This window comes from Aerolutibacter ruishenii, from assembly GCF_007830115.1.
GTDB lineage: Bacteria > Pseudomonadota > Gammaproteobacteria > Xanthomonadales > Xanthomonadaceae > Aerolutibacter > Aerolutibacter ruishenii.
Genome location: NZ_VLKP01000018.1, coordinates 1 through 19,950, shown reverse-complemented (window position 1 = coordinate 19,950; position 19,950 = coordinate 1). Strand labels below are relative to the sequence as shown.

The window sequence follows — 19,950 nt, the reverse complement described above, 5'->3', positions numbered from 1 at the left end:
AACGCCCCGCAATGCGGGGCGTCGTCGTTTGCGGCGTCCGTGGCGGTTACCGCCTCATGGAAGAGAAGAACTCGTCGTTGCTCTTGGTGTTCTTCATCTTGTCCAGCAGGAACTCCATCGCGCCGATCTCGTCCATGCCGTGCAGCAGCTTGCGCAGGATCCAGATCTTCTGCAGCAGCTCCGGCTCGATCAGCAGGTCCTCGCGGCGGGTGCCGCTGCGGTTGATGTCGATGGCCGGGTACACGCGCTTCTCGGCGATGCGGCGGTTCAGGTGCACTTCGCTGTTGCCGGTGCCCTTGAACTCTTCGTAGATCACCTCGTCCATCTTGCTGCCGGTGTCGATCAGCGCCGTCGCAATAATGGTCAGCGAGCCGCCTTCCTCGACGTTGCGCGCGGCGCCGAAGAAACGCTTCGGGCGGTGCAGGGCGTTGGCGTCCACGCCGCCGGTCAGCACCTTGCCGCTGGAGGGCACGACGTTGTTGTAGGCACGCGCCAGGCGGGTGATCGAGTCGAGCAGGATCACCACGTCCTTCTTGTGCTCGACCAGGCGCTTGGCGCGCTCGATCACCATCTCGGCGACCTGCACGTGGCGGCCGGCGGGCTCGTCGAAGGTCGACGACACCACTTCGCCGCGCACGGTGCGCTGCATCTCGGTTACTTCTTCCGGGCGCTCGTCCACCAGCAGCACGATCAGGTGCACGTCCGGGTGGTTGGTGGTGATGGCGGTGGCGACCTGCTGCATGAGCATGGTCTTGCCGGCCTTGGGCGGGCTGACGATCAGCGCGCGCTGGCCCTTGCCCTGCGGCGCCATCAGGTCGAGGATGCGGCCGGTGATGTCCTCGGTGCTGCCGTCGCCGCGTTCCAGGCGGAACTTCTTGCGCGGGAACAGCGGGGTGAGGTTCTCGAACAGGGTCTTGTTCTTCGACGCTTCCAGCGGCTCGCCGTTGATCGTGTCGACCACGTTCAGCGCGAAGTAGCGCTCGCCGTCCTTCGGCCAGCGGATGCGGCCGGACAGGTGGTCGCCGGTGCGCAGGTTGAAGCGGCGGATCTGGCTGGGGCTGATGTAGGTGTCGTCCGGGCCGGCCAGGTAGCTGGCCTCGGCGGCGCGCAGGAAGCCGAAGCCGTCGGGCAGGATCTCCAGCACGCCGTCGGCGGCCACGCCCTCGCCGTGACGGGTCAGCACCTTGAGCAGGGCGAAGATCACGTCCTGCTTGCGCGCGCGGGCCACGCCGTCGGTGATCTGCAGCTGCTCGGCGATCTCCAGCAGCCTGGGCGCGGGCATGCGCTTGAGGTCACCCAGCGAGTACACCGGGAAACCTTCCGGTACCTGTGGGTGCGGACGCGGCACGAACGTCTCGTTGCCGCCGCCGTCGTCGGGCATGCCGCCGTCGCGCTGGCGGTCGCGCTGGCGGTCGCGACGGTTGCGGAAGCGGTCGCGGCGGTTGCCGCGGCCGTCGAAGTCGCGGTCGTTGCGCTGGCCGCCCTGGCCCGGCTGGCCGCCGCCCTGGGCCTGGGAAGCGCCTTCACCACCGGCCTGGGTGCCGCCGCCCTCGCCACCCGCGGCGGCAGCCGCGGACGGAGCCGGACTTGCGGCCGGCGCGGGTGCGGACTCGGGCGCGGCGGCCTTGGCGGGCACGGCGGTGGGGGTTGCGGCTGCGACCGGAGCGGCAGGCGCGGCATCAGCCTTGGGAGCACGCGGCTTGCGCACGCGCTTTTCGGCGGTTTCGCCGGCGTCGGGGGTGTTATCGGACAAGCAGGGAATCCTCGCTAAGCGGCGAGCGCTCGCAGGCGGCGAGCGGAGCGTCAGGGACGTGGTTATGTAAAGAGGGGTGTGGCGCGGAGACGCGCCCAGTGCCACGAAACTAGCACCGCCGCGGCTTTCCGCGCAAGCGGCACAGCGCATGGGGCGACCTGCTGTTCAGTTGGCCGCCCCGGCGGCCACCGCTGGAAGGCCCGGGTCGGACCTGGGCCGCCGGAAGGGGCGGGGCACCGGCGGGAACGTCCCGCGCCGGTGCCCGGCAGCGCTCAGAGCGCCTTGTCGATCAGCTGCGCGATCTGCGGCTTGCCCACCGCGCCGATCTGGGTGGCCTGCACCTGGCCGTTCTTGAACACCAGCAGCATCGGGATCGAGCGCACGTGGTACTTCAGCGCGGTCGCCTGGTTCTCGTCCACGTTGACTTTCACGATCCTGGCCTTGCCGGCGTATTCCTCGGCGAGCGTGTCCAGGGCCGGGGCGATCATCTTGCACGGGCCGCACCAGGGCGCCCAGAAGTCGACGAGCACCGGTTCGGACGACTGCAGCACGGCGGCGTCGAAATCGGCATCACCGACATGCATCACTTTATCGCTCACAAAGCTTCTCCTGCGGGTTGGGCCTGGGGCGGCCCAGGGTGGCATGGACGTCGTGGCCGGGGCGCGAAGCCTCCGGCACCGGGCGCCGGTCCCGCTGCGGGGCGGGGCTTACGGTAAACTGGGGCGTTTCCCGGCGGCTTCAAGGCGGCCGGTAACCCCAATCCGAGCCGGCGTCCGAAGAGGCCGGCCCCGGCAGTCTGCGATGCGGACCGCCACCCACGCAAGCGCAGCGCCGCAACACTGCGGGCCGCGCGCGGACATGCCAAGCCGATGAGCGACAAGCCTTTAACCGACATTTCCTTCTCGTCGTTCGACCTGCATCCGGGCCTGCTGGCCGGACTGGAGAGCGCCGGGTTCACCCGCTGCACGCCGATCCAGGCGCTGACCCTGCCGATCGCGCTCAAGGGCGGCGACGTGGCCGGCCAGGCCCAGACCGGCACCGGCAAGACGCTGGCGTTCCTGGTGGCGGTGATGAACCGCCTGCTGACCCGCCCGGCGCTGGCCGACCGCAAGCCCGAGGATCCGCGCGCGCTGATCCTGGCGCCCACCCGCGAACTGGCCATCCAGATCCACAAGGACGCGGTCAAGTTCGGTAGCGACCTGGGCCTGAAGTTCGCGCTGGTGTACGGCGGCGTGGACTACGACAAGCAGCGCGAGCTGTTGCAGAAGGGCGCCGACGTGATCATCGCCACCCCCGGCCGCCTGATCGACTACGTCAAGCAGCACAAGGTGGTCAGCCTGCACGCCTGCGAGATGTGCGTGCTGGACGAAGCCGACCGCATGTTCGACCTGGGCTTCATCAAGGACATCCGCTTCCTGCTGCGCCGCATGCCCGAGCGCACCACCCGGCAGACGCTGCTGTTCAGCGCCACGCTCAGCCACCGCGTGCTGGAGCTGGCCTACGAGCACATGAACGAGCCGGAGAAGCTGGTGGTGGAGACCGAGACCATCACCGCCGCGCGCGTGCGCCAGCGCCTGTACTACCCGGCCGACGAAGAGAAGATCCCGCTGCTGATCGGCCTGCTGTCGCGCAGCGAGGGCGCGCGCACCATGGTGTTCGTCAACACCAAGGCCTTCGTCGAGCGCGTGGCGCGCGCGCTGGAGAAGGCTGGCTACCGTGTCGGCGTGCTGTCGGGCGACGTGCCGCAGAAGAAGCGCGAATCGCTGCTGAAGAAGTTCCAGGCCGGCCAGTTGGAGCTGCTGGTGGCCACCGACGTGGCCGCGCGCGGCCTGCACATCGACGGCGTGTCGCACGTGTTCAACTTCGACCTGCCGTTCGATGCCGAGGACTACGTGCATCGCATCGGTCGCACCGCCCGCCTGGGCGCGGAGGGCGACGCGATCAGCTTCGCCTGCGAGCGCTACGCGCAGGGCCTGCCGGACATCGAGGCCTACATCGAGCAGAAGATCCCGTCCGAGCCGGTGACCGCCGAGCTGCTGACCGCGTTGCCGCGCACGCCGCGCGCATTGCCGGAAGGCGCGCTGGACGACGGCGAAGGCGACGAGGCCGAGAGCATCGCGGGCATCTTCAAGGAAGCGCGCGAGCAGCGCGCGGCCGACGAGGAGCGTCGCGGCGGTGGTCGTGGCCGCGGTGGCAGCCGCAGTGGTGGTCGCGAAGGCGGGCGTCGTGAGGGTGGCCGGGGCGAAGGCGGCGGCCATGCCGGCCGTCCGCGCCGCGAGGCTGGCGAAGGCCAGGTCCCGCGTGCGCCGCGCCCACCGCGTCCGGAACCCAATCCGGCGGTACAGGCCGCGCCAGGCGCGGTTGAAGGTGCCGAGGGCGAACGCCCCGCGCGCAAGCGTCGCCGACGTCGCGGCGGCCGTCGCATTGATGGCGTCGAGGGCGCCGTGACCGGCGAGGGGCAGGCGGCGACACCGGCCGTCGCAGCGCGCCAGGGCGGCAAGCCCAACCACGTGCCCGCCACCAAGCCGGCGCGTCCGGCCGCAGCCGCAGCCGAAGCCAAGCCCGGCCTGCTGGAACGCATCAGTCGCGGGCTGAAGGCGATGGTGACGCGCGCGCCACGCTCCCGGCACTGAGCACGGTTGGCCCGTGCACGTGGTGGCGGGATCACCGCAACCACCGCCGGATGTGCGATCCACCGTGGTTCACGACGCCGGTCCTGTGCCGGCGTCGTCGTTTGCGCGCTTGATGCAGGGACTGCGACGCGCACCCCCTTTGCCGCGCGTTGTCCATGGCGTGGGCGCTGGCCATCGTCGCGCCGGACACCGATACTGGGCGCCATCGAAACACACCGGTACACGATGAGCGTCCTGCGCTTCGACAACGTCAGCAAGCAATACGGTGGCGGCCAGTCCGCGCTGAGCGAGGTCAGCTTCGACGTGGCGGCCGGCGAGATGCTGTTCGTCACCGGCCACTCCGGCGCCGGCAAGAGCACCCTGCTCAGGCTGATCCACCTCAGTGAACGGCCGAGCCGCGGCGCGGTGCTGTTCCGCGAACGCAACCTGCTCAAGGTGCGCGGCAACAAGGTCGCCCTGCACCGCCGCGACGTGGGCGTGGTGTACCAGGACCACCGCCTGCTGGGCGACCGCAGCGTGGCCGACAACGTGGCGTTGCCGCTGCTGCTGCGTGGCCTGCGCCGTGGCGACATCGCCAAGCGCGTGCGCGTGGTGCTGGAGCGGGTCGGGCTGGGCGCGCGCGCCAACGCATTGCCGACGCAACTGTCGGCCGGCGAGCAGCAGCGCGTGGGCATCGCCCGCGCGGTGGTGTCCGAGCCGGCGCTGCTGGTGGCCGACGAGCCCACCGGCAACCTCGACCCGACACTGTCGGCGGAGATCATGACGTTGTTCGAAAGCCTGCCCGAGCGCGGCACCAGCGTGCTGGTGGCCAGCCACGACCTGGGGCTGGTCAAGCGCATGAAGAAGCGCGTGCTGGTGCTCAACCAGGGGCGGCTGGTGGACGACATCCGCCCGGAGGACCTGGCCGAATGAACGCCATCAACGCGCCGCTGCCGGCCGCCCGCGCACAGTCGCGGCTGGGCACGTGGTTCGACCATCACGTTTACAGCCTGGTGGCGAGCGTCGGCCGCATGGTCCGCAAGCCCGCGGCGACGTTGTTGACCGTGGGCGTGATGGCGGTGGCGCTGGCGCTACCGCTGGGGCTGTGGGCGGCGCTGCACAACGTGCAGCGCTTCACCGGCGACGTGCAGCAGGCGCGGCAGGTCAGCGTGTTCCTCAAGACCGACGTGGCCGCCGCGCGCGCCGCCGAGTTGGCCGCGCAACTGCGCGCGCGCGGCGACATTGCCGCCGTCGAGCACCGCACGCCGGAACAGGGCCTGGCGGAACTGCGCGAACGCGGTGGCCTGGACGATGTGTTGGCTGGCGAAGACGGCAACCCGCTGCCACACCTGCTGCTGGTGACCCCGCGCGGCGACGAGACGCTGCTCGCCGGCGCGCTGCAGGCGTTGCCGGAGGCCGACGTGGTGCAGCACGACGCCGCATGGCGGCAGCGCCTGGACGGCTGGCTGCGGTTTGGCGGGCGTTTCGCCCTGGTACTGGCGGCGCTGCTGGGCCTGGGGGCGCTGCTGGTGGTGGGCAATACCGTGCGCCTGGACATCCAGTCGCGGCGCGAGGAGATCGGCGTATTGCAGTTGCTGGGCGCGACCGACGGCTTCATCCGCCGACCGTTCCTGTACCTGGGCGCGAGCTACGGCCTGGTGGCCGGCGCGCTGGCGCTGGCGATGCTGACCGTCGCCGACGTGGCGCTGCGCGCGCCGCTGGCCGAACTGGCGACCAGTTACGGCAGCGCGTTCGCCCTGGAGGGCTTCAACCTCGTGCAGGCGGCGGGCGTCGTGACCGGTGCCGGCGTGCTGGGCTGGCTGGGCGCCGGCCTGGTCACCGGTCATTACCTGCGGCAGACCCGGCCTACCGACACCTGAGCATGGACAGTCCCGAACTTCGTCATCTGGACGCTGCCGCCACGCGGGTGATGGTGGTCGATGGCTCCAAGCTGGTGCGCAAGCTGATTGGCGACGTACTCGCGCGTGAGTTGCCGGGCGTGCAGCTGGTGACATGCGGCAGCATCGCCGAGGCGCGCGCGGCGCTGGCCGCTGGGCCGGTCAACCTGGTCACCACGTCGCTGGTGCTCCCCGACGGCGACGGCATTGCGTTGGCGCGCACCGTGCGCGAGGCGGCGGGGCAGGCGTACGTGCCGGTGATCGTGGTCTCCGGCGAGGCGCAGTCGCGCCTGGAGGCGCGCCGTTTCACCGAGGACGTCACCGACTATTTCGACAAGGCGCTTGGGCACCAGGCGCTGGCGGCGTTCATCCGCGGTTATGTGCAACCCGAGCCGATGCCCGGCGCACGCGTGCTCTACGTGGAGGACAGCCGGGTGGTGGCGCTGGCCACCAAACGGATGCTGGAGCGGCACGGGATGACCGTCCTGCACTTCGTCGACGTGGAAGAGGCGCTGGCGCACCTGGAGGCGCACCTGGGCCGGGACGACATCGGTGCCGACGTGGTGCTCACCGACGTGTACCTCAAGGGCGCGCTGGACGGCGGCGACCTGCTGCAGCGGGTGCGCCACGCGTATGGCTACGGCAAGCGACGGCTGCCGGTGCTGGTGATGACCGGCGATGCCAACCCGGCCAACCAGACTGCGTTGCTGCGCGATGGTGCCAACGACCTGGTGCTCAAGCCGATCGAAGAGCGATTGCTGGTGACCAAGACGCTGTTCCAGCTGCGCTTGGCGCAGTTGCCGGAGCAGGCGGCGTTTGATGCTTGAGACCGTGCCGTGCGCGTCCGTGAGGGCCAAGCCCTCTCAAGTCGCTCCCCGTTACACGCTTTGTTGAGAGGGCTTGGCCCTCACGGACGCCTACCGACGTGACTGAAGACCGCATCAAGCTCGAGCCTTCGTGGAAGGAACGGGTGGGCGACTGGCTGCAGCGCGAGGACATGCGGGCGCTGGCGGCGTTCCTGCGCGAGCGCAAGGCGCGTGGAGTAGCGGTGTACCCGCCGGGCCCGGACATCTTCGCCGCGTTCAAGGCCACGCCGTTCGACCAGGTCAAGGTGGTGGTGCTGGGGCAGGATCCGTATCACGGAGCGGGTCAGGCGCATGGGCTGTGCTTCTCGGTGCGGCCGGGCGTGGCGGTACCGCCGTCGCTGCTCAACATCTACAAGGAAATCGAGCGCGACCTGGGCGTGCCGCGGCCGGATCATGGCTGCCTACTGCCGTGGGCGCGGCAGGGCGTGCTGCTGCTCAACGCGGTGCTGACCGTGGAGGCGGGCCAGGCCGGCAGCCACCAGGGCCGTGGCTGGGAGGGGTTTACCGACCACGTGGTCGAGACGCTCAACCGCGAGCGCGAGGGGCTGGTGTTCCTGCTGTGGGGCAGCTACGCGCAGGCCAAGGGCAAGGTGATCGATCCGCGCCGGCACCGGGTGCTGAAGGCGCCGCATCCGTCGCCGTTGTCGGCGCATCGTGGCTTTCTGGGCTGTGGACATTTCTCGGCCGTCAACGAGTACCTCACGCGCCGCGGCCAGGCGCCGATTGACTGGTCGTTGCCGCCGCATTCAGCGCCCGGTTGAATCCCTGCAGGACGTGCGCGCTGGCCACGTGCGTGCGGCGGGACCGGCGATGACCACCACGCCGACTGCCACCCATGGCAACGGTTGCAGCAGTGACCGTTGCGGCGGAAACGGATGAGCCATCGCCGGCTTCGCAGTGGACAATGGAAGCCCCGCATCGCAAGGCAATTCCATGGCAGTCGCCGGCACCATCGGCATCCTCGGTTACGGCCGTTTCGGCCAGGCGCTCGCCGGACTGCTGAATACGCACGGGTACCGGTGGTGTGCGCATGATCCGATCGCCGCCGTGCCCGCGGCGAACGCGGTCGCGTCGCCGGAGGCGTTGGTCGCATGCGCCGACGTGCTGATCATCGCGGTGCCGGTGTCGCGGTTCGAGCCGGCCCTGCGTGGCCTGCGCCAGCACCTGCTCCCGCGCCACACCGTGATCGACGTGGCCAGCGTCAAACAGGGGCCGTGCGCGGTGATGGATGCGGTGCTCGGCGATGCCATCGCCCACGTGGGCGCGCACCCGCTGTTCGGTCCGCTCAGCATTGCGCGCGCCGAGCCACTGCGCACCGTGATCTGCCCAAGCCCGCGGCACCCGCGCGCCGCCGATATCGCCGAAGCGCTGTTCACCACGCTGGGCAGCGAGGTGGCACGGCAGACGCCGGAGGCCCACGACCGGTTCATGGCGCTGACCCACGCGATGGCGTTCTTCATCGCCAAGGGCCTGCTCGACCTGGGCCTGGGCGATGACCTGCGCTGGTCGCCGCCGAGCTTCGCCGCGCTGGCGGCATCGATCGCCGCGGTGCGCGCGGACGCCGGCCACCTGTTCCGCGCGATCCAGAACGACAATCCGTATGCGGCGCAGACCCGGCGCCAGTTCATCGAGGCGTTGCAGCAGATCGACGCGCGCATTGCCGACACCGTTGCGGACACACCGGCCCAGCAGGCGGCCCTGCTGGCCATCCCGGACCTGGGGCGGCAGTCACCGGCGTTGCGTGAGGTGCGCGAGCACATCGACGAGCTGGATCGCGAGCTGATCGACCTGCTGCGCCGTCGTCGCGAACTGAGCACGCGGGCGGCGGCGGCCAAGCACGCACTCGGGGCGCCGGTGCTGGATCCCGCGCGCGAGACCGACCTGATGCGTGAGCGCGCGCAATGGGCGGAAGCGGCCGGGCTCGATGCCGACACCGTGCAGCACCTGTTCCGCGAGATCCTGGGCATGAGCCGACGTGCGCAGGGCGCGGACCGCGATGGGGCACGCTGAAAACACGAAGATCGATCGTTACACTCCCGGCTGGATCCACGGGCGCTGCCAATGCCACATTCCCCGCCGGGACTCGTCGATTTTCCCATGAGCGCCATGGGGCGCCGGTTAACGCTGCTGCTTGGCCTGCTCCTGGGCTGCATCGTCGCGTTGCCCGGCGCCGCGCAAGGACTGCGGGTGATGACGTTCAACGTGCGCCTGCCGACCGATGCCGATGGCGACAACCGCTGGGCCTTGCGCCGCGAACAGGTCGCCCGGCTGCTTGCCGCGCAGCAGCCCGATGTCGTCGGCACCCAGGAGCTGTACGCCGAGCAGGGCGATTACCTGGCCGCGCAGTTGCCCGGCTATGCCTGGTTTGGCCAGGGCCGCCGGGGCGGTCCCGGCGACGAGCATGTCGGCGTGCTGTACCGCCACGACCGGTTGCGGGTGCTTGCATCGGGCGACTTCTGGCTCTCGGACACGCCGGAGGTGGCGGGCAGCATCAGCTGGCGCCATCTGTATCCCCGGTTGGTGACCTGGGCGCTGTTCCAGCTCAAGGCCGATGGCCGCCGCTTCTACCTGTTCAATACCCACCTGCCGTATCGCGACGAGGACCAGCAGGCACGGTTGCGCGGAGTGCGCCTGCTGCGCGACCGGATCTCGGCATTGCCGGCAGAGGTGCCGGTGGTCGTTACCGGCGATTTCAACATCGCGCCCGACGATACGGTGCATGCCACGCTGGTGCCGCCACTACGCGACGCCTGGCTGGCCGCGCCGCGCACGCAGGGGCCGGCGGAGACTTTCCACGGCTTCACCGGGCGGGCCGACCGGCGTATCGACTGGATCCTGGTGCGCGGCCTTGCCGTGACGCACGCCGCCAGCCTGGACGACCACGTCGACGGCCGCTATCCATCCGACCATTTCCCGGTCGTCGCGGATCTGGAGTGGGATGTCGCCGCCACGCCATGACGGACAGCGCGCGTCGGGGCTGGCCGCCGCGGCCCTGGCCGCAGCCAGGCCTTGCCCCGGCCTTAACCCCCCTTCTGGCACGCTCCCCCGTTGTCGAGAGCGCGTAATTACGTCAGTTGGGCGCCGCGCTCACTAACCCATTGATCTGTCATGGGCTGCTCCAGCTAGATCCTCTATAGCAGTGCCACGTGCGGACGCGGTTAGGCGCTGATCTGTGTGCGACTGACAGGGTCAACGAGTTGCCACAATTGAGGGGGCTAGTCAGGATGGCATTACCGGCTAGGTCGGCCGATCACTGACAAAGGTAAGTAGAGCAAGTGCGACCGGCTGGGGTGCGGCCGAGTGTCATCCCGGCGATGGTGCTCCTGCGGGAGTTGGCCAAGCGGGGCTGCACCGGCGGTATCTGCCAGTTGAAGTTGTTCATGGCGCCCTTGCAGCATGCGCTGGGGGGACCCGGTGGTTGCGCTTCGAGACGCCGCCGGGCTAACAGATGTAGACCAACTGCACCACGATCAGATGCGGAGCGGCCGGTCGGTGGCCATCATGGCCACGCTGTGCGTCAGGCGGCCAACGTATGTGGAGCTGTGCTGTTCGACAACGCCAAGCCAGTGCTGCGGGCCCGCGACGTGTTCCGCGCTGACCTCCTGTTCGTCGCTGTGGGCCCCTCATGCGGCGAGAGGGCAATTGGCCTCATCACAGATCGCGGCGTCGATCCGTCTCATATAAGCGTGAGATTATTAGCGCTTAGGTAGGAGACGGCTTGAGCTTGAAGTTGTGAACTGTCTATTTGATCAGTTGAGCATAGAATTTCGTAACATATTGAATTGACGAATCTTTTTAATTGAGTGGTGATTGGCATGTGGGAATGGTTGAACCGCGCCTATGCCCTTTTGGACGTCACGCTTGGTGAGCCCAAGCACGAACTGAACGAGCTCGACTGGAAGGTCGACGCGTCGTCAAAGGGCAGCCGCACAGCCGAGCACTTGTGCGCGCTCGCCAACCAGCCGGGCGGTGGGTTCCTCGTTTTCGGTGTGAACAACGACGGCGACGTGATCGGCGTCAACGGCTCTCAGATTGCGGACATCCTTAGCCGCCTCACCAGCATTGGTAGAGATGGTTCGTTCCTTCAGTAACGGTGGAGCATCAGGTAGCCGACTATCGCGAGAAGCGCCTGCTGTTCCTTCACATTCGCGAGTCGATTACCAAGCCCGTGCACCTGCGAGGCAAGTCGATCGAAGAAACTTTCATTCGCTCGGGCGGGACAACGCGAAAGGCTTCTCGGCAAGATGTCGGCAACCTCTTGCTCAACAGCAAGACGCCGCGATGGGAAGAGTTGCATGCGTCTGTCCTGCTGACCGGGTCAGAGGTTGTCGCGCGACTCGACTTCCTCCCGGTATTCGAGGCCTTGGATAGGAAGATCCCGTCTGGCCAAAACGAAGTGCTCGCTTGGGCAGTAGCTGAGGGCTTTCTCGAAAAGCAAACTGAGGACGGGTTCTACATCACGAACTTGGGGGCTATGGCAACCAGTCGCAACTTGGGCGAATTCCCTCAGTTGGCGCGCAAAGCTGTTCGAGTACTGATCTACAACGGGAAGGACAAGTCGTCGATACGACTGGAAAAGGAGGGGCTTAAGGGGTATGCCATCGGCTTCATTGGACTCTTGGATTTCGTCATGTCGCACTTGCCGCAGAGCGAAGTTATAGAAAAGGCCCTTCGGCAAAAACGCACCCTATATCCCGAAATCGCATTGCGTGAGCTAATCGCAAATGCGCTGATCCACCAAGATTTCACGATCACGGGGACAGGTCCGCTTATAGAGATCTTCAGCGACCGGATCGTCATTTCGAACCCTGGTGGACTGTTGCCATCAAAACGCCTGGATCGGCTAATTGGCACGCAGCCAGAGTCTAGAAATGAGGCGCTTGCCCGAGCGTTCCGCCGCTACAAAATATGTGAGGAGTTGGGATCAGGTCTCATCAAGGCAGGACAGGCCGCCGAACTGTATGGGCTACCGCCGATCAAGTTTGAGACCGGCGACAACTATTTCCGCGTCACGCTATTCGCGCCACGGGCATATGCAGCGATGTCGCAGCGTGAGCGGTTGGATGCTTGTTACCAACATGCCGTTCTTCGCTTCCTTGCGGGGGAGACCATGACTAACAAGACGCTGAGGGAGCGCCTCAAGATGCCGGACAAACATAGGTCTATGGTGTCTGTGATACTGCAGCAGGCCGCGGAGGAGAGCTTGATCAAGCCTGCGAACCCCGACAACAAGTCCAAGAAGTTCACAGAGTACGTGCCGTTCTGGGCTTGATGCGGCTAGGGAGTAAGCCGTACTCCGCTCCCGCCGCCCGTCCGACACGTCGCAGGAATCGAGTGCTTTTCCAGTCCGGCGCGGAAGCATTCCCGCGGTCAGCTCGTTCCGCATGGTTTTCTTGGTTGTGCTGGGAAAGAATTCGGTCTACAGCTTGTCGAACGTCATCGTCCGCCCATGCAGACACAGCGTTCCCTTGTCGCCGTGCGAGCGGCTATGCACCATCAGCTCCAGTCGTTGGACATTTGCTCTACTGCACAGATTTGGGAGGCCGTTGATCTGTGCCTGCACTGGTAGTCCCTGGGGTGGAAGCGTGCCTGTATTTGCTCAAGCGGTGGATGTTCTGTTACCAATGCCAGACAGCTACTTTTCTACTTGGACAGAAGCCGAATTCAACTCAACTAGGATCATTAAGTATGAAGCTTGCAAGAAAATTTGCACTTATAGCTTTGTTGTCGATCTCTGTGCCCGCTATCGCCGGGGATCTGTTCCTGGTGATTGGTCAATCAAATGCACGCGGTCGTGCGCCTTCTGCAGGTGTGGCTCCGCAACTTCAGCAGGCCTGGGAATACAACGGCAATGGTGGGTTCGCGCCGATGGGCAGTATTAGCGGCTTGCCGACAGGCAATTACTGGACGAGCGATACCTACGGGCCGATCCCGTCATTTGCTCGCCGATGGGGTGAATTGCAGGGCAACAATCATCTCTATGTAGTTCGGCCAAAGGGCGGCACAGGACTTACTTCCGAAGGGAACGTCTTGCAACAAGGCTTCTGGAAGAAGGGGCAAGCCATTCACCAGCAGGCCATAAACGACTTAATCACGGCCTACAACAATTCCTGGCTTGTGACTAACCCGAACCGGATCATTGTGCTGTGGTCTCAAGGCGAGAACGACGCGGCCGGTGGGGTCTTCGCCGGAGAATACGTGACCGCATTGAATGAACTGATTACGGACCTTGATGACGCGCTTTATGGTCAGACGGGTAGGCGCATTGATGCATTCGCCATAATGCAAACTGGGTATTTTTGGGGCTACGACTACTCCGGGCTTCTCAAAGACGATTTGCTTCGCGATCATCGGCGGCGAGTCGAACAAATTACGTTGGCACAGGAGTCTCCGCAGTTGCACCCCAAAGCGTTGTTGGTGTCCAACTCAGCTCGTTATCTGATGTCACCGTGCATTAATGGAGTTAGCGCTGTTGGCTGCGGAAGCCATGACTTGATCCACTACAACACCGCATCCCAAGAGTTCATAGGGAAAGAAGCCGCGGAATATCTGAGTCGTTTTCTGACCCACGGAATCAAACCGCTGTCTGCAATTCATTGCGCATCCATTCCGTCTTTGTGCGGACCGACCCAGCCAATCTACCGTTGGGTCAATTCGACTGCCTTGGGAGCCGATCATGTCACCAGTACAGCCGGCGATGAGTTTGACACGACGAGCAGCTTTTCCTTCAAGGGAGTTCGCTATTACCTTTTCCGTGATAGCGCGAGCGGTCGAGTGCCATTGTATCGGCGGAAGAATTCGGTGAACGGCGAATACATGGACACGATCAATAGCGCGGAGGGTAGCCCCAATTACGGCAATACGGTCTTGCTCGGTTACTGTTATGCCAGTGCGACTGCGAATGCAGTCGTTCCAATCGTTCGATTGTTCAACGGCTTCAATTACATGACCACCAAGGATCCTTCTGAGTCAAATGCATTGCAGGCTGCGGGCTATACGGTGAACGGCACGCTCTGCTACACGCACTAGCATTTTGCACGGGAATGCGGGATGCACGAAGGCTTGAGGCTAAGGGGGCGGTTCCTACCGCCCCCAGCGCTCATTGGGTATTCCCACCGTTTTTAGTTGACTTCAAAAGTGGAGTCAGATGGCATCGGTGGGCTACTTCAAGCGGTGTTGATCAATCGGCGGGCTGCAGCAGGATTGAAGACCAATATGACCACTCTTGTGAAGCATCTTCGCCCAGGCTTCGAACGGTATGAAGGGTTCCATGAGCGACGAGACGTGGTACACCGCTGGAAACTGCCACGCACCGGTTAGAACAGGAAGGGAAATCCAATCTCGGAACGGCGCGGCTATGTCCGCCATAAGCGGATGCAAGAGAAGTATCTCTACCGCCTTGTGGAAGGCATCGCGATGCAATTGGAGTAAGACTTCCTGGTCGGTTACATAACATTCGGCGACCAACGCAGCCAGTAAGCTCAGAGAATCAGCCGTGGGATGCTTCGCCAAGGGCTTCAGCGACAATACATAGCGCTTGACTAACTGCGCGTGCGAAAGCCGTGAAAGTGCGGCGAACTTCGCTTCGGGGAGAAGTCCTCGATATTCATCGAGCGAAGGCGAACAGAGTTCAAGTCGAGCTTTGAGCTCCGCGATCTTGGACCGAATGTCCTCCAAGCTAGGAAGTGCCGGATAAGCCAGCCTCCACAGGTAAGCGTTTTCCCAGCTTGCAGATCCCGGGCACAACTTTTCCCCGGCTTCAACCAGATCTATCGGGATCTCCCAGTAAACGCTCTTTTCGGGCTTGGTCTCTCCGGGGGCGGATCGCCCGGAAACACCCCGAACTACCTGCTTCGCGCCAGCAGGAGGCGCGCTCCCAAGCTCACTTTGGGCGATACGACGCACCAATCTTCGCGGGTCATTCCCGTGCTTTACGACCCCTCGGACTCCCTGCAGGCGCCCTTGGGAAGCAGAGTCGCTATAGACCATCAGCAACTCCCTCTCCAAACCGGCCCACTTGAGCGCCCGTCCGGAACTCGAAAGCTCCGGATTCATGCTTAAGTTGATCCGTAGCGCCCGGATCCAGACCTGTCGGCCCAGCCGTTTGATCGGATTGTCGGCAGTGCGAGCCATCAAAAGGCTTTCGAAATAAGGTTAGATCAAATGGTTTCGAAAGCGGAGTCTATAGGAGATCGTTGGCCCCCAGGCGCAATTTCCATGGATTTCCGCATTGATGATCCAGCCCAACCCGCAGTTTGACGAAGCCTCATGGATCGAAGCGCAGGTCGCGCGCTATGGCCCTGTTGTTGGAAGCGAGGCTCTGCGGAGCCTGCTTGGCTTTCGGTCGGCCAGCGCCTTCCAGAAGGCCCGTCTGCAAGGGCAGCTTGAGGTAGCTGTTTTTGCTCTGCCCGGACGGCAGGGCGTGTTTGCTTTGACTCAGGAGGCCTGCACCTGGGTAATGGCCCAGCGTCGGCTTGGCCGGTTTGGGGCAGCTCCTCAAAGGGAGGCGATCAAGTGAAGACCTAGTCGGGCAAACCCACTGAATCCACGAAGGCCCAGAAACGACAAAAGCCCAAGCGTTCGAAGCGCTTGAGCCCTTGACGTCGCCGTCTGTTGCCTTGCAGCAACCAGAAGCAGTGGTCGATTGCACACCGACGCTGCAAGCCTGCCAGAACCTCCCGTGGGCCGTCAAGGGCTGCGAGGGAGCGGTTTGGCTAGCCAAAGGCTGCTGCAGGGCTCGGCCTCCAATTCCTTTCGCCGCTTCGGCGGTATTGCCTTGGAGAACTACCCATGCACACAACCCTTGATGCCAATCAACTGCGGGCCGCGCTGACCGCGGCCCGTTTCCCTGATCATTGCAACATTCGCCGGATCGAGCACGATCGGCGCGTGATTCCGGTTTCCCGCGGACGCCATGTCCGGGGCTGGCACCCGATCCGGCCCGACCACCCGACCGTGGCCTTCGAGTCCAAGTTGGAGTGTCGGCTGCTCACGGCGCTGGTACGTTTCGCCGAGCTCCGGAGCGTGGTCAGCCAGCCCGTCACCGTGAGCTACACAGTTGATGGGACATCGCATCGCTATACCCCTGACTTCCTGGTGGAGTTCGCGAATGTCCCCGACACGCTCACGTGGTTGGGGTTTACCCGCCGCACGTATGTGGAGGTCAAGCCGCTCCGCCGCGCGCTCAATGTCGAGGCGACGCTGCGTCGGCAGTTCCCTGTCTTGCGGCAGGCGATGCAGACCGCGGTCACCCTGATTACCGACTGGGATCTGACCCTCTCGAACTGGGAGGTGTGTCATGACGCCTGAACTCAAGCCGGACCGTCGCGTCCTTTACAAGAGTGTTCCGGCGAAGGTTCTGGAGCTGGTGGGCCATGACAGCGTCCTCCTCGACGTTGGACAGTTTGGTGTGATCCAGGCCATGCGCTCCGAAGTAATCGCGATTGCCGATCCGTGTGAAGTGCTTGGTAGGAGCCTGCTGGCGAGCATCGCCAGTACCGATTGGGAGCTGGCCAGCCGTCGCGCCGCCTTGATCCGAAAGCTCATTGCCATGGAGTCGGGCCGTACGGAGGCCGCCAAGGAGTACGCGCGTGAACTGAGTATCAGCGAACGTCAGCTGTGGCGCCTCGTGGCGGACTACGAGCGGCACGAAACGGTTAGCGGTCTGATCCCGCGAACGTCCGGGCGCAAGATGGGCGCGCGCGTGCTGGACATTTCCAGGGAACGAATCATCTCGGAGAAAATTGAGACGTACTTCATGACGCCCGAGCGGCCGACCTTAAAAGCGCTCACCGAGCGGATTGCCACTGCGTGCCGCGACGTAAGTCTGCCACCGCCGAGTGAACGTACCATCGCCCGACGACTGGAGGCCTATCAAAACAGGGAATCCCAGAAGCATCGGATCGGCAGCAAAAAGGCGAAGTACATCTATGAGGCCATGCCAGGACATGTTGAAGTCAGCGCACCTTTGGAACGCGTCGAGATCGACCACACGCCCTTGGATGTCATGGCCCGCTCGGACGATCCGTACTGCAACTTCATAGGTCGTCCGTGGTTGACCATCGCAATCGATGTGTACACCCGCTGTGTTTTGGGTATTCACATCGGTTTTGAACCGCCTTCAATTCTGTCGGTGGCGCTGTGCCTGACGCATGCCGTGCTGCCAAAATTGCCAGCGGATGAATTTGGCGTGCCACTGGATTGGCCGATGGATGGGCTGCCCAAGGAGATCGTCGTCGACAACGGCAAGGACTTCGTGTCCGCGGCATTTTGCCGTGGCTGCGATGAGCACGGCATCTTGCTTACGTTGCGGCCTGTCGGCTCGCCTCATTACGGCGGCACCATCGAGCGACTGATCGGCACGATGGTGGGGCAGTGTCACCTGCTTCCTGGCACGACGAAGAACTCGGTGAAGGCGAAGGGCGACTACGACAGTATCAAGCACGCCACGTTGACGTTGAGTGAAGTGCGCACCTGGTTTGTCGAGCAGCTGCTGGGGCGGTACCACCTCAAGGAGCACCGGATGATCCGGGTCCCGCCTATGGTGGCCTGGCATCGAGCCAAGGAGGGCGACAGTGGTCCGCAATCCCACTGAGTTTCTGGTGACCTTCCTACCCAGCGAGATGCGGCGGCTAACGCGCACGGGCGTCCAGATACACAATCTGCAGTACTGGGGCGACGCACTTGCTCAGTGGATCGGTCAGCATCAGGACGTGCGCGTGCACTACGACCCGCGGGATATCACCGTGGTGTACGTGCGTAGTCCAGCGGGGGTGATCGTGACCGCCAGAGTCACGACGCCGGAGATTAAATCGATCTCGCTGGCCGAGTGGGGGGCAAGGCGCAATTACGAGCGCGCAACAAGCAGTGATCCCGCGTTTATGGCGCAACGCGATGCTAGCCAAAAGCGAGGCGACCAGTTGGTTTCGCAGGCCAAGGCATCACGCCGAGTGCGGGGTCGCAAAGCCACCGAAGCTGCCGGAGATCGCTGGCGGCCCGAAGCCTCCCCGGTCACCGAATCCGCCACACCTCCGCCAGCGGAAGCCGCGCCCATGCTGGCAGCCGTTGTTTCCCAAATATATGACGTTGAAGGCATTGACTATGACTACTGAAAACAACCAATCGAATCATGCCTCTGTGGCCACATCCTTGGGCAGCGTGCAGGTCGACTCCCGTCCCGGTGGTCGCTTGCATCCCGTCGCCGAGCGCCTGACGCACGCCTCCGATCTCGAGCGGGCCGCGTTCGTGATCCAGGATCTGACCATTCGCTATCCGGCGCTGGAGCAGGTGGCAGGCGAGGCCGAATGGATGATCCGTGAGCCGCGACAAACGCGGGCGCGTGGCCTGATCGTGTGTGCAAGCAAGGACAACGGCAAGACCAGTCTGGCCAAGCTTATCCACGATCGGTTTAACGACTACCACCATGTGGATTTGCCCTGCGTGCTCCGGATCTCGATGAGCGGCGTGCGCGACGCCCGTTCGGTCTACGGGCGGATCATGGAGGAACTCGGAAGTCCCGCACGCATCTCCCACCGCCTCAGTGACCGGGAACTGCTGGTGCAGCGCTTGCTGCGGGATGTCGACTGCCGCTTGCTGATCTTGGACGAGGTCCAGGACATTCTGCTCGGTAGCGAACGTGAGCAGCAGCGCGCCCTGGAAGGGATCAAGCTGCTTATGAACGAACTCAGGCTGCCGATCCTGGCATTCGGGGCCGAGAAGGCGGGTCAGGCGTTCAACAGCGACGGCCATCTGGCGGCCCGTTTCACGCAGTTCACCATGCCCACGTGGAAGGCGGATAGCACGCTCGCCAATTTCCTCGCCACCTATGAACGCTTCTTGCCCTTCAAGCAGCCCTCAAACTTGGCGGCGCCCGACAAGCTTGCGTTTCTCGCCAAGGTGGGGGGCGGCATCTTGGGCAATGTCGTCACGCGTATCAAGAACGCGGCGCTCACCGCCATTGTCGACGGCAGCGATTGCATCACGCTTGACTTGCTGAAGACGTCGGTGAAACGGCCGACGGTGTGCCTGATGACACCGCGCAAGGATGCTGCATGACATGAGAAATGTGGCACTGCGACTTCGTGTGGATCCTCCGTATCCCGGCGAATCGATGTCCTCGTTCTTGGGGCGCACAGCGCAGTTCTATGCCATGCCTGTGCCCACGCTCCTGACCGACCTCATGCAGGGGGAAGCCTGGTCTGTAATGACCCAGTGATTTCCTGCTCAGGTGTAACCTTGAAGAGGAAACACTGATGAGCGTAGTGATGGAAGAAGAGATCAAGCGATGGACAGCCCGGCGGAAGTCCGCGTTGGTGCTGGAGATCATCCAGGGCAAGACGACCGTTTCGGAGGCCAGCCGGCAGTTTGACCTGCCGCCCTCGGAGATCGAGAGCTGGGTCGATGACGGCAAGCGCGGTATGGAGAACGCCCTACGGGCCAAGCCCGAGGATGTCCGCGAGCAGTACGAGCGCCAGCTCAAGGACCTGCAGGAAGCCTATGGCGAGGCGATGCTGGAGTTGCGCGCGCGAAAAAAATTGGCGTCCCTGTTGGGCAAGGACGAGAGCTGATTGCGTCCGTCCGGCAGGGACTGAAGCAGGATGGGTTCGAGGTGTCTGTCAGCCAGCTGTGTCGCTGGTTCGAACTGCCCCGGCGGACCGTGTACTACAAGCCGACCAAGGCCGCACCGAAGGTGAAGTCGGAACTGGCCGAGCCGATCAAGGCGCTGATCGAAGAAGAGCCGTCGTTCGGTTATCGGACGGTGGCGGGCCTGTTGGATATGAACAAGAACACCGTGCAGCGCGTGTTCCAGTTGATGGGCTGGC

The 19,950-nt window shown here is 64.4% G+C and carries 19 protein-coding genes and 1 pseudogene; 17 read left to right on the top strand and 3 right to left on the bottom strand.

What is annotated here, in order from left to right; all coding sequences use genetic code 11:
- Positions 1-46: 46 nt before the first annotated feature.
- Both rho and trxA read right to left on the bottom strand, forming a co-directional pair.
- Positions 47-1,753 carry a transcription termination factor Rho gene (rho, locus tag IP93_RS15025; protein WP_144817078.1) on the bottom strand — a complete coding sequence of 569 codons (1,707 nt, stop codon included), beginning with the start codon at positions 1,751-1,753 and terminating at the stop codon, positions 47-49.
- 272 nt (positions 1,754-2,025) lie between these two features.
- Positions 2,026-2,352 (bottom strand): thioredoxin, encoded by a 327-nt coding sequence (gene trxA / locus IP93_RS15020; protein ID WP_144817077.1) that lies wholly within the window; start codon positions 2,350-2,352, stop codon positions 2,026-2,028.
- A 270-nt stretch (positions 2,353-2,622) separates the two neighbouring features.
- Between trxA and rhlB the strand changes: the two genes are divergently transcribed.
- From rhlB to IP93_RS14970, 10 genes are all read left to right on the top strand, one after another.
- Entirely contained in the window at positions 2,623-4,386 is a 1,764-nt protein-coding gene (gene rhlB / locus IP93_RS15015; protein ID WP_144817075.1) for an ATP-dependent RNA helicase RhlB, read from the top strand.
- 225 nt (positions 4,387-4,611) lie between these two features.
- Positions 4,612-5,298, top strand: a complete 687-nt coding sequence (ftsE, locus tag IP93_RS15010; protein WP_144817073.1) for a cell division ATP-binding protein FtsE — start codon at positions 4,612-4,614, stop codon at positions 5,296-5,298.
- Entirely contained in the window at positions 5,295-6,245 is a 951-nt protein-coding gene (ftsX, locus tag IP93_RS15005) for a permease-like cell division protein FtsX (protein ID WP_144817071.1), read from the top strand. Before ftsE ends, ftsX begins: the two co-directional genes overlap by 4 nt.
- A 2-nt stretch (positions 6,246-6,247) precedes the next feature.
- Entirely contained in the window at positions 6,248-7,090 is an 843-nt protein-coding gene (locus IP93_RS15000) for a response regulator (RefSeq protein WP_144817069.1), read from the top strand.
- 98 nt (positions 7,091-7,188) lie between these two features.
- The gene (gene ung, locus IP93_RS14995; protein ID WP_144817068.1) at positions 7,189-7,890 is read left to right on the top strand and encodes a uracil-DNA glycosylase; all 702 of its coding nucleotides are present in this window, start codon (positions 7,189-7,191) and stop codon (positions 7,888-7,890) included.
- A 172-nt stretch (positions 7,891-8,062) separates the two neighbouring features.
- Complete coding sequence (locus tag IP93_RS14990) at positions 8,063-9,139, top strand: prephenate dehydrogenase/arogenate dehydrogenase family protein (protein ID WP_144817066.1); 1,077 nt, start codon at positions 8,063-8,065, stop codon at positions 9,137-9,139.
- 87 nt (positions 9,140-9,226) lie between these two features.
- Positions 9,227-10,087 (top strand): endonuclease/exonuclease/phosphatase family protein, encoded by an 861-nt coding sequence (locus IP93_RS14985; protein ID WP_144817064.1) that lies wholly within the window; start codon positions 9,227-9,229, stop codon positions 10,085-10,087.
- 857 nt (positions 10,088-10,944) lie between these two features.
- Positions 10,945-11,220 carry an ATP-binding protein gene (locus IP93_RS14980; RefSeq protein WP_144817062.1) on the top strand — a complete coding sequence of 92 codons (276 nt, stop codon included), beginning with the start codon at positions 10,945-10,947 and terminating at the stop codon, positions 11,218-11,220.
- A 2-nt stretch (positions 11,221-11,222) separates the two neighbouring features.
- Complete coding sequence (locus IP93_RS14975) at positions 11,223-12,401, top strand: ATP-binding protein (RefSeq protein ID WP_144817060.1); 1,179 nt, start codon at positions 11,223-11,225, stop codon at positions 12,399-12,401.
- A gap of 416 nt (positions 12,402-12,817) precedes the next feature.
- A complete protein-coding gene (locus IP93_RS14970) occupies positions 12,818-14,158 on the top strand; it encodes a sialate O-acetylesterase (protein ID WP_158636377.1) in 1,341 nt (446 codons plus the stop codon).
- 132 nt (positions 14,159-14,290) lie between these two features.
- Here IP93_RS14970 and IP93_RS14965 read toward each other — a convergent pair whose 3' ends face one another.
- A complete protein-coding gene (locus tag IP93_RS14965) occupies positions 14,291-15,262 on the bottom strand; it encodes a hypothetical protein (RefSeq protein WP_144817056.1) in 972 nt (323 codons plus the stop codon).
- 100 nt (positions 15,263-15,362) lie between these two features.
- Between IP93_RS14965 and IP93_RS14960 the strand changes: the two genes are divergently transcribed.
- From IP93_RS14960 to IP93_RS14930, 7 genes and pseudogenes are all read left to right on the top strand, one after another.
- Positions 15,363-15,647, top strand: coding sequence for a hypothetical protein (locus IP93_RS14960; RefSeq protein ID WP_144817054.1), 285 nt, complete (start codon positions 15,363-15,365; stop codon positions 15,645-15,647).
- A 272-nt stretch (positions 15,648-15,919) separates the two neighbouring features.
- Entirely contained in the window at positions 15,920-16,438 is a 519-nt protein-coding gene (locus IP93_RS14955) for a hypothetical protein (protein WP_144817052.1), read from the top strand.
- Complete coding sequence (locus IP93_RS14950) at positions 16,428-17,723, top strand: DDE-type integrase/transposase/recombinase (protein WP_144817051.1); 1,296 nt, start codon at positions 16,428-16,430, stop codon at positions 17,721-17,723. Before IP93_RS14955 ends, IP93_RS14950 begins: the two co-directional genes overlap by 11 nt.
- The gene (locus tag IP93_RS14945) at positions 17,704-18,240 is read left to right on the top strand and encodes a Mu transposase C-terminal domain-containing protein (protein ID WP_144817049.1); all 537 of its coding nucleotides are present in this window, start codon (positions 17,704-17,706) and stop codon (positions 18,238-18,240) included. The genes IP93_RS14950 and IP93_RS14945 overlap by 20 nt, the downstream gene beginning before the upstream one ends.
- Positions 18,230-19,183 carry a TniB family NTP-binding protein gene (locus IP93_RS14940; protein WP_158636376.1) on the top strand — a complete coding sequence of 318 codons (954 nt, stop codon included), beginning with the start codon at positions 18,230-18,232 and terminating at the stop codon, positions 19,181-19,183. The genes IP93_RS14945 and IP93_RS14940 overlap by 11 nt, the downstream gene beginning before the upstream one ends.
- 197 nt (positions 19,184-19,380) lie before the next feature.
- On the top strand, positions 19,381-19,695 hold the full coding sequence (locus tag IP93_RS14935) for a DUF1153 domain-containing protein (RefSeq protein WP_144811474.1): 315 nt from the start codon (positions 19,381-19,383) through the stop codon (positions 19,693-19,695).
- Between the two features lie 41 nt (positions 19,696-19,736).
- Positions 19,737-19,950 (top strand): annotated as a pseudogene (locus IP93_RS14930) (IS3 family transposase); the annotation flags it as partial.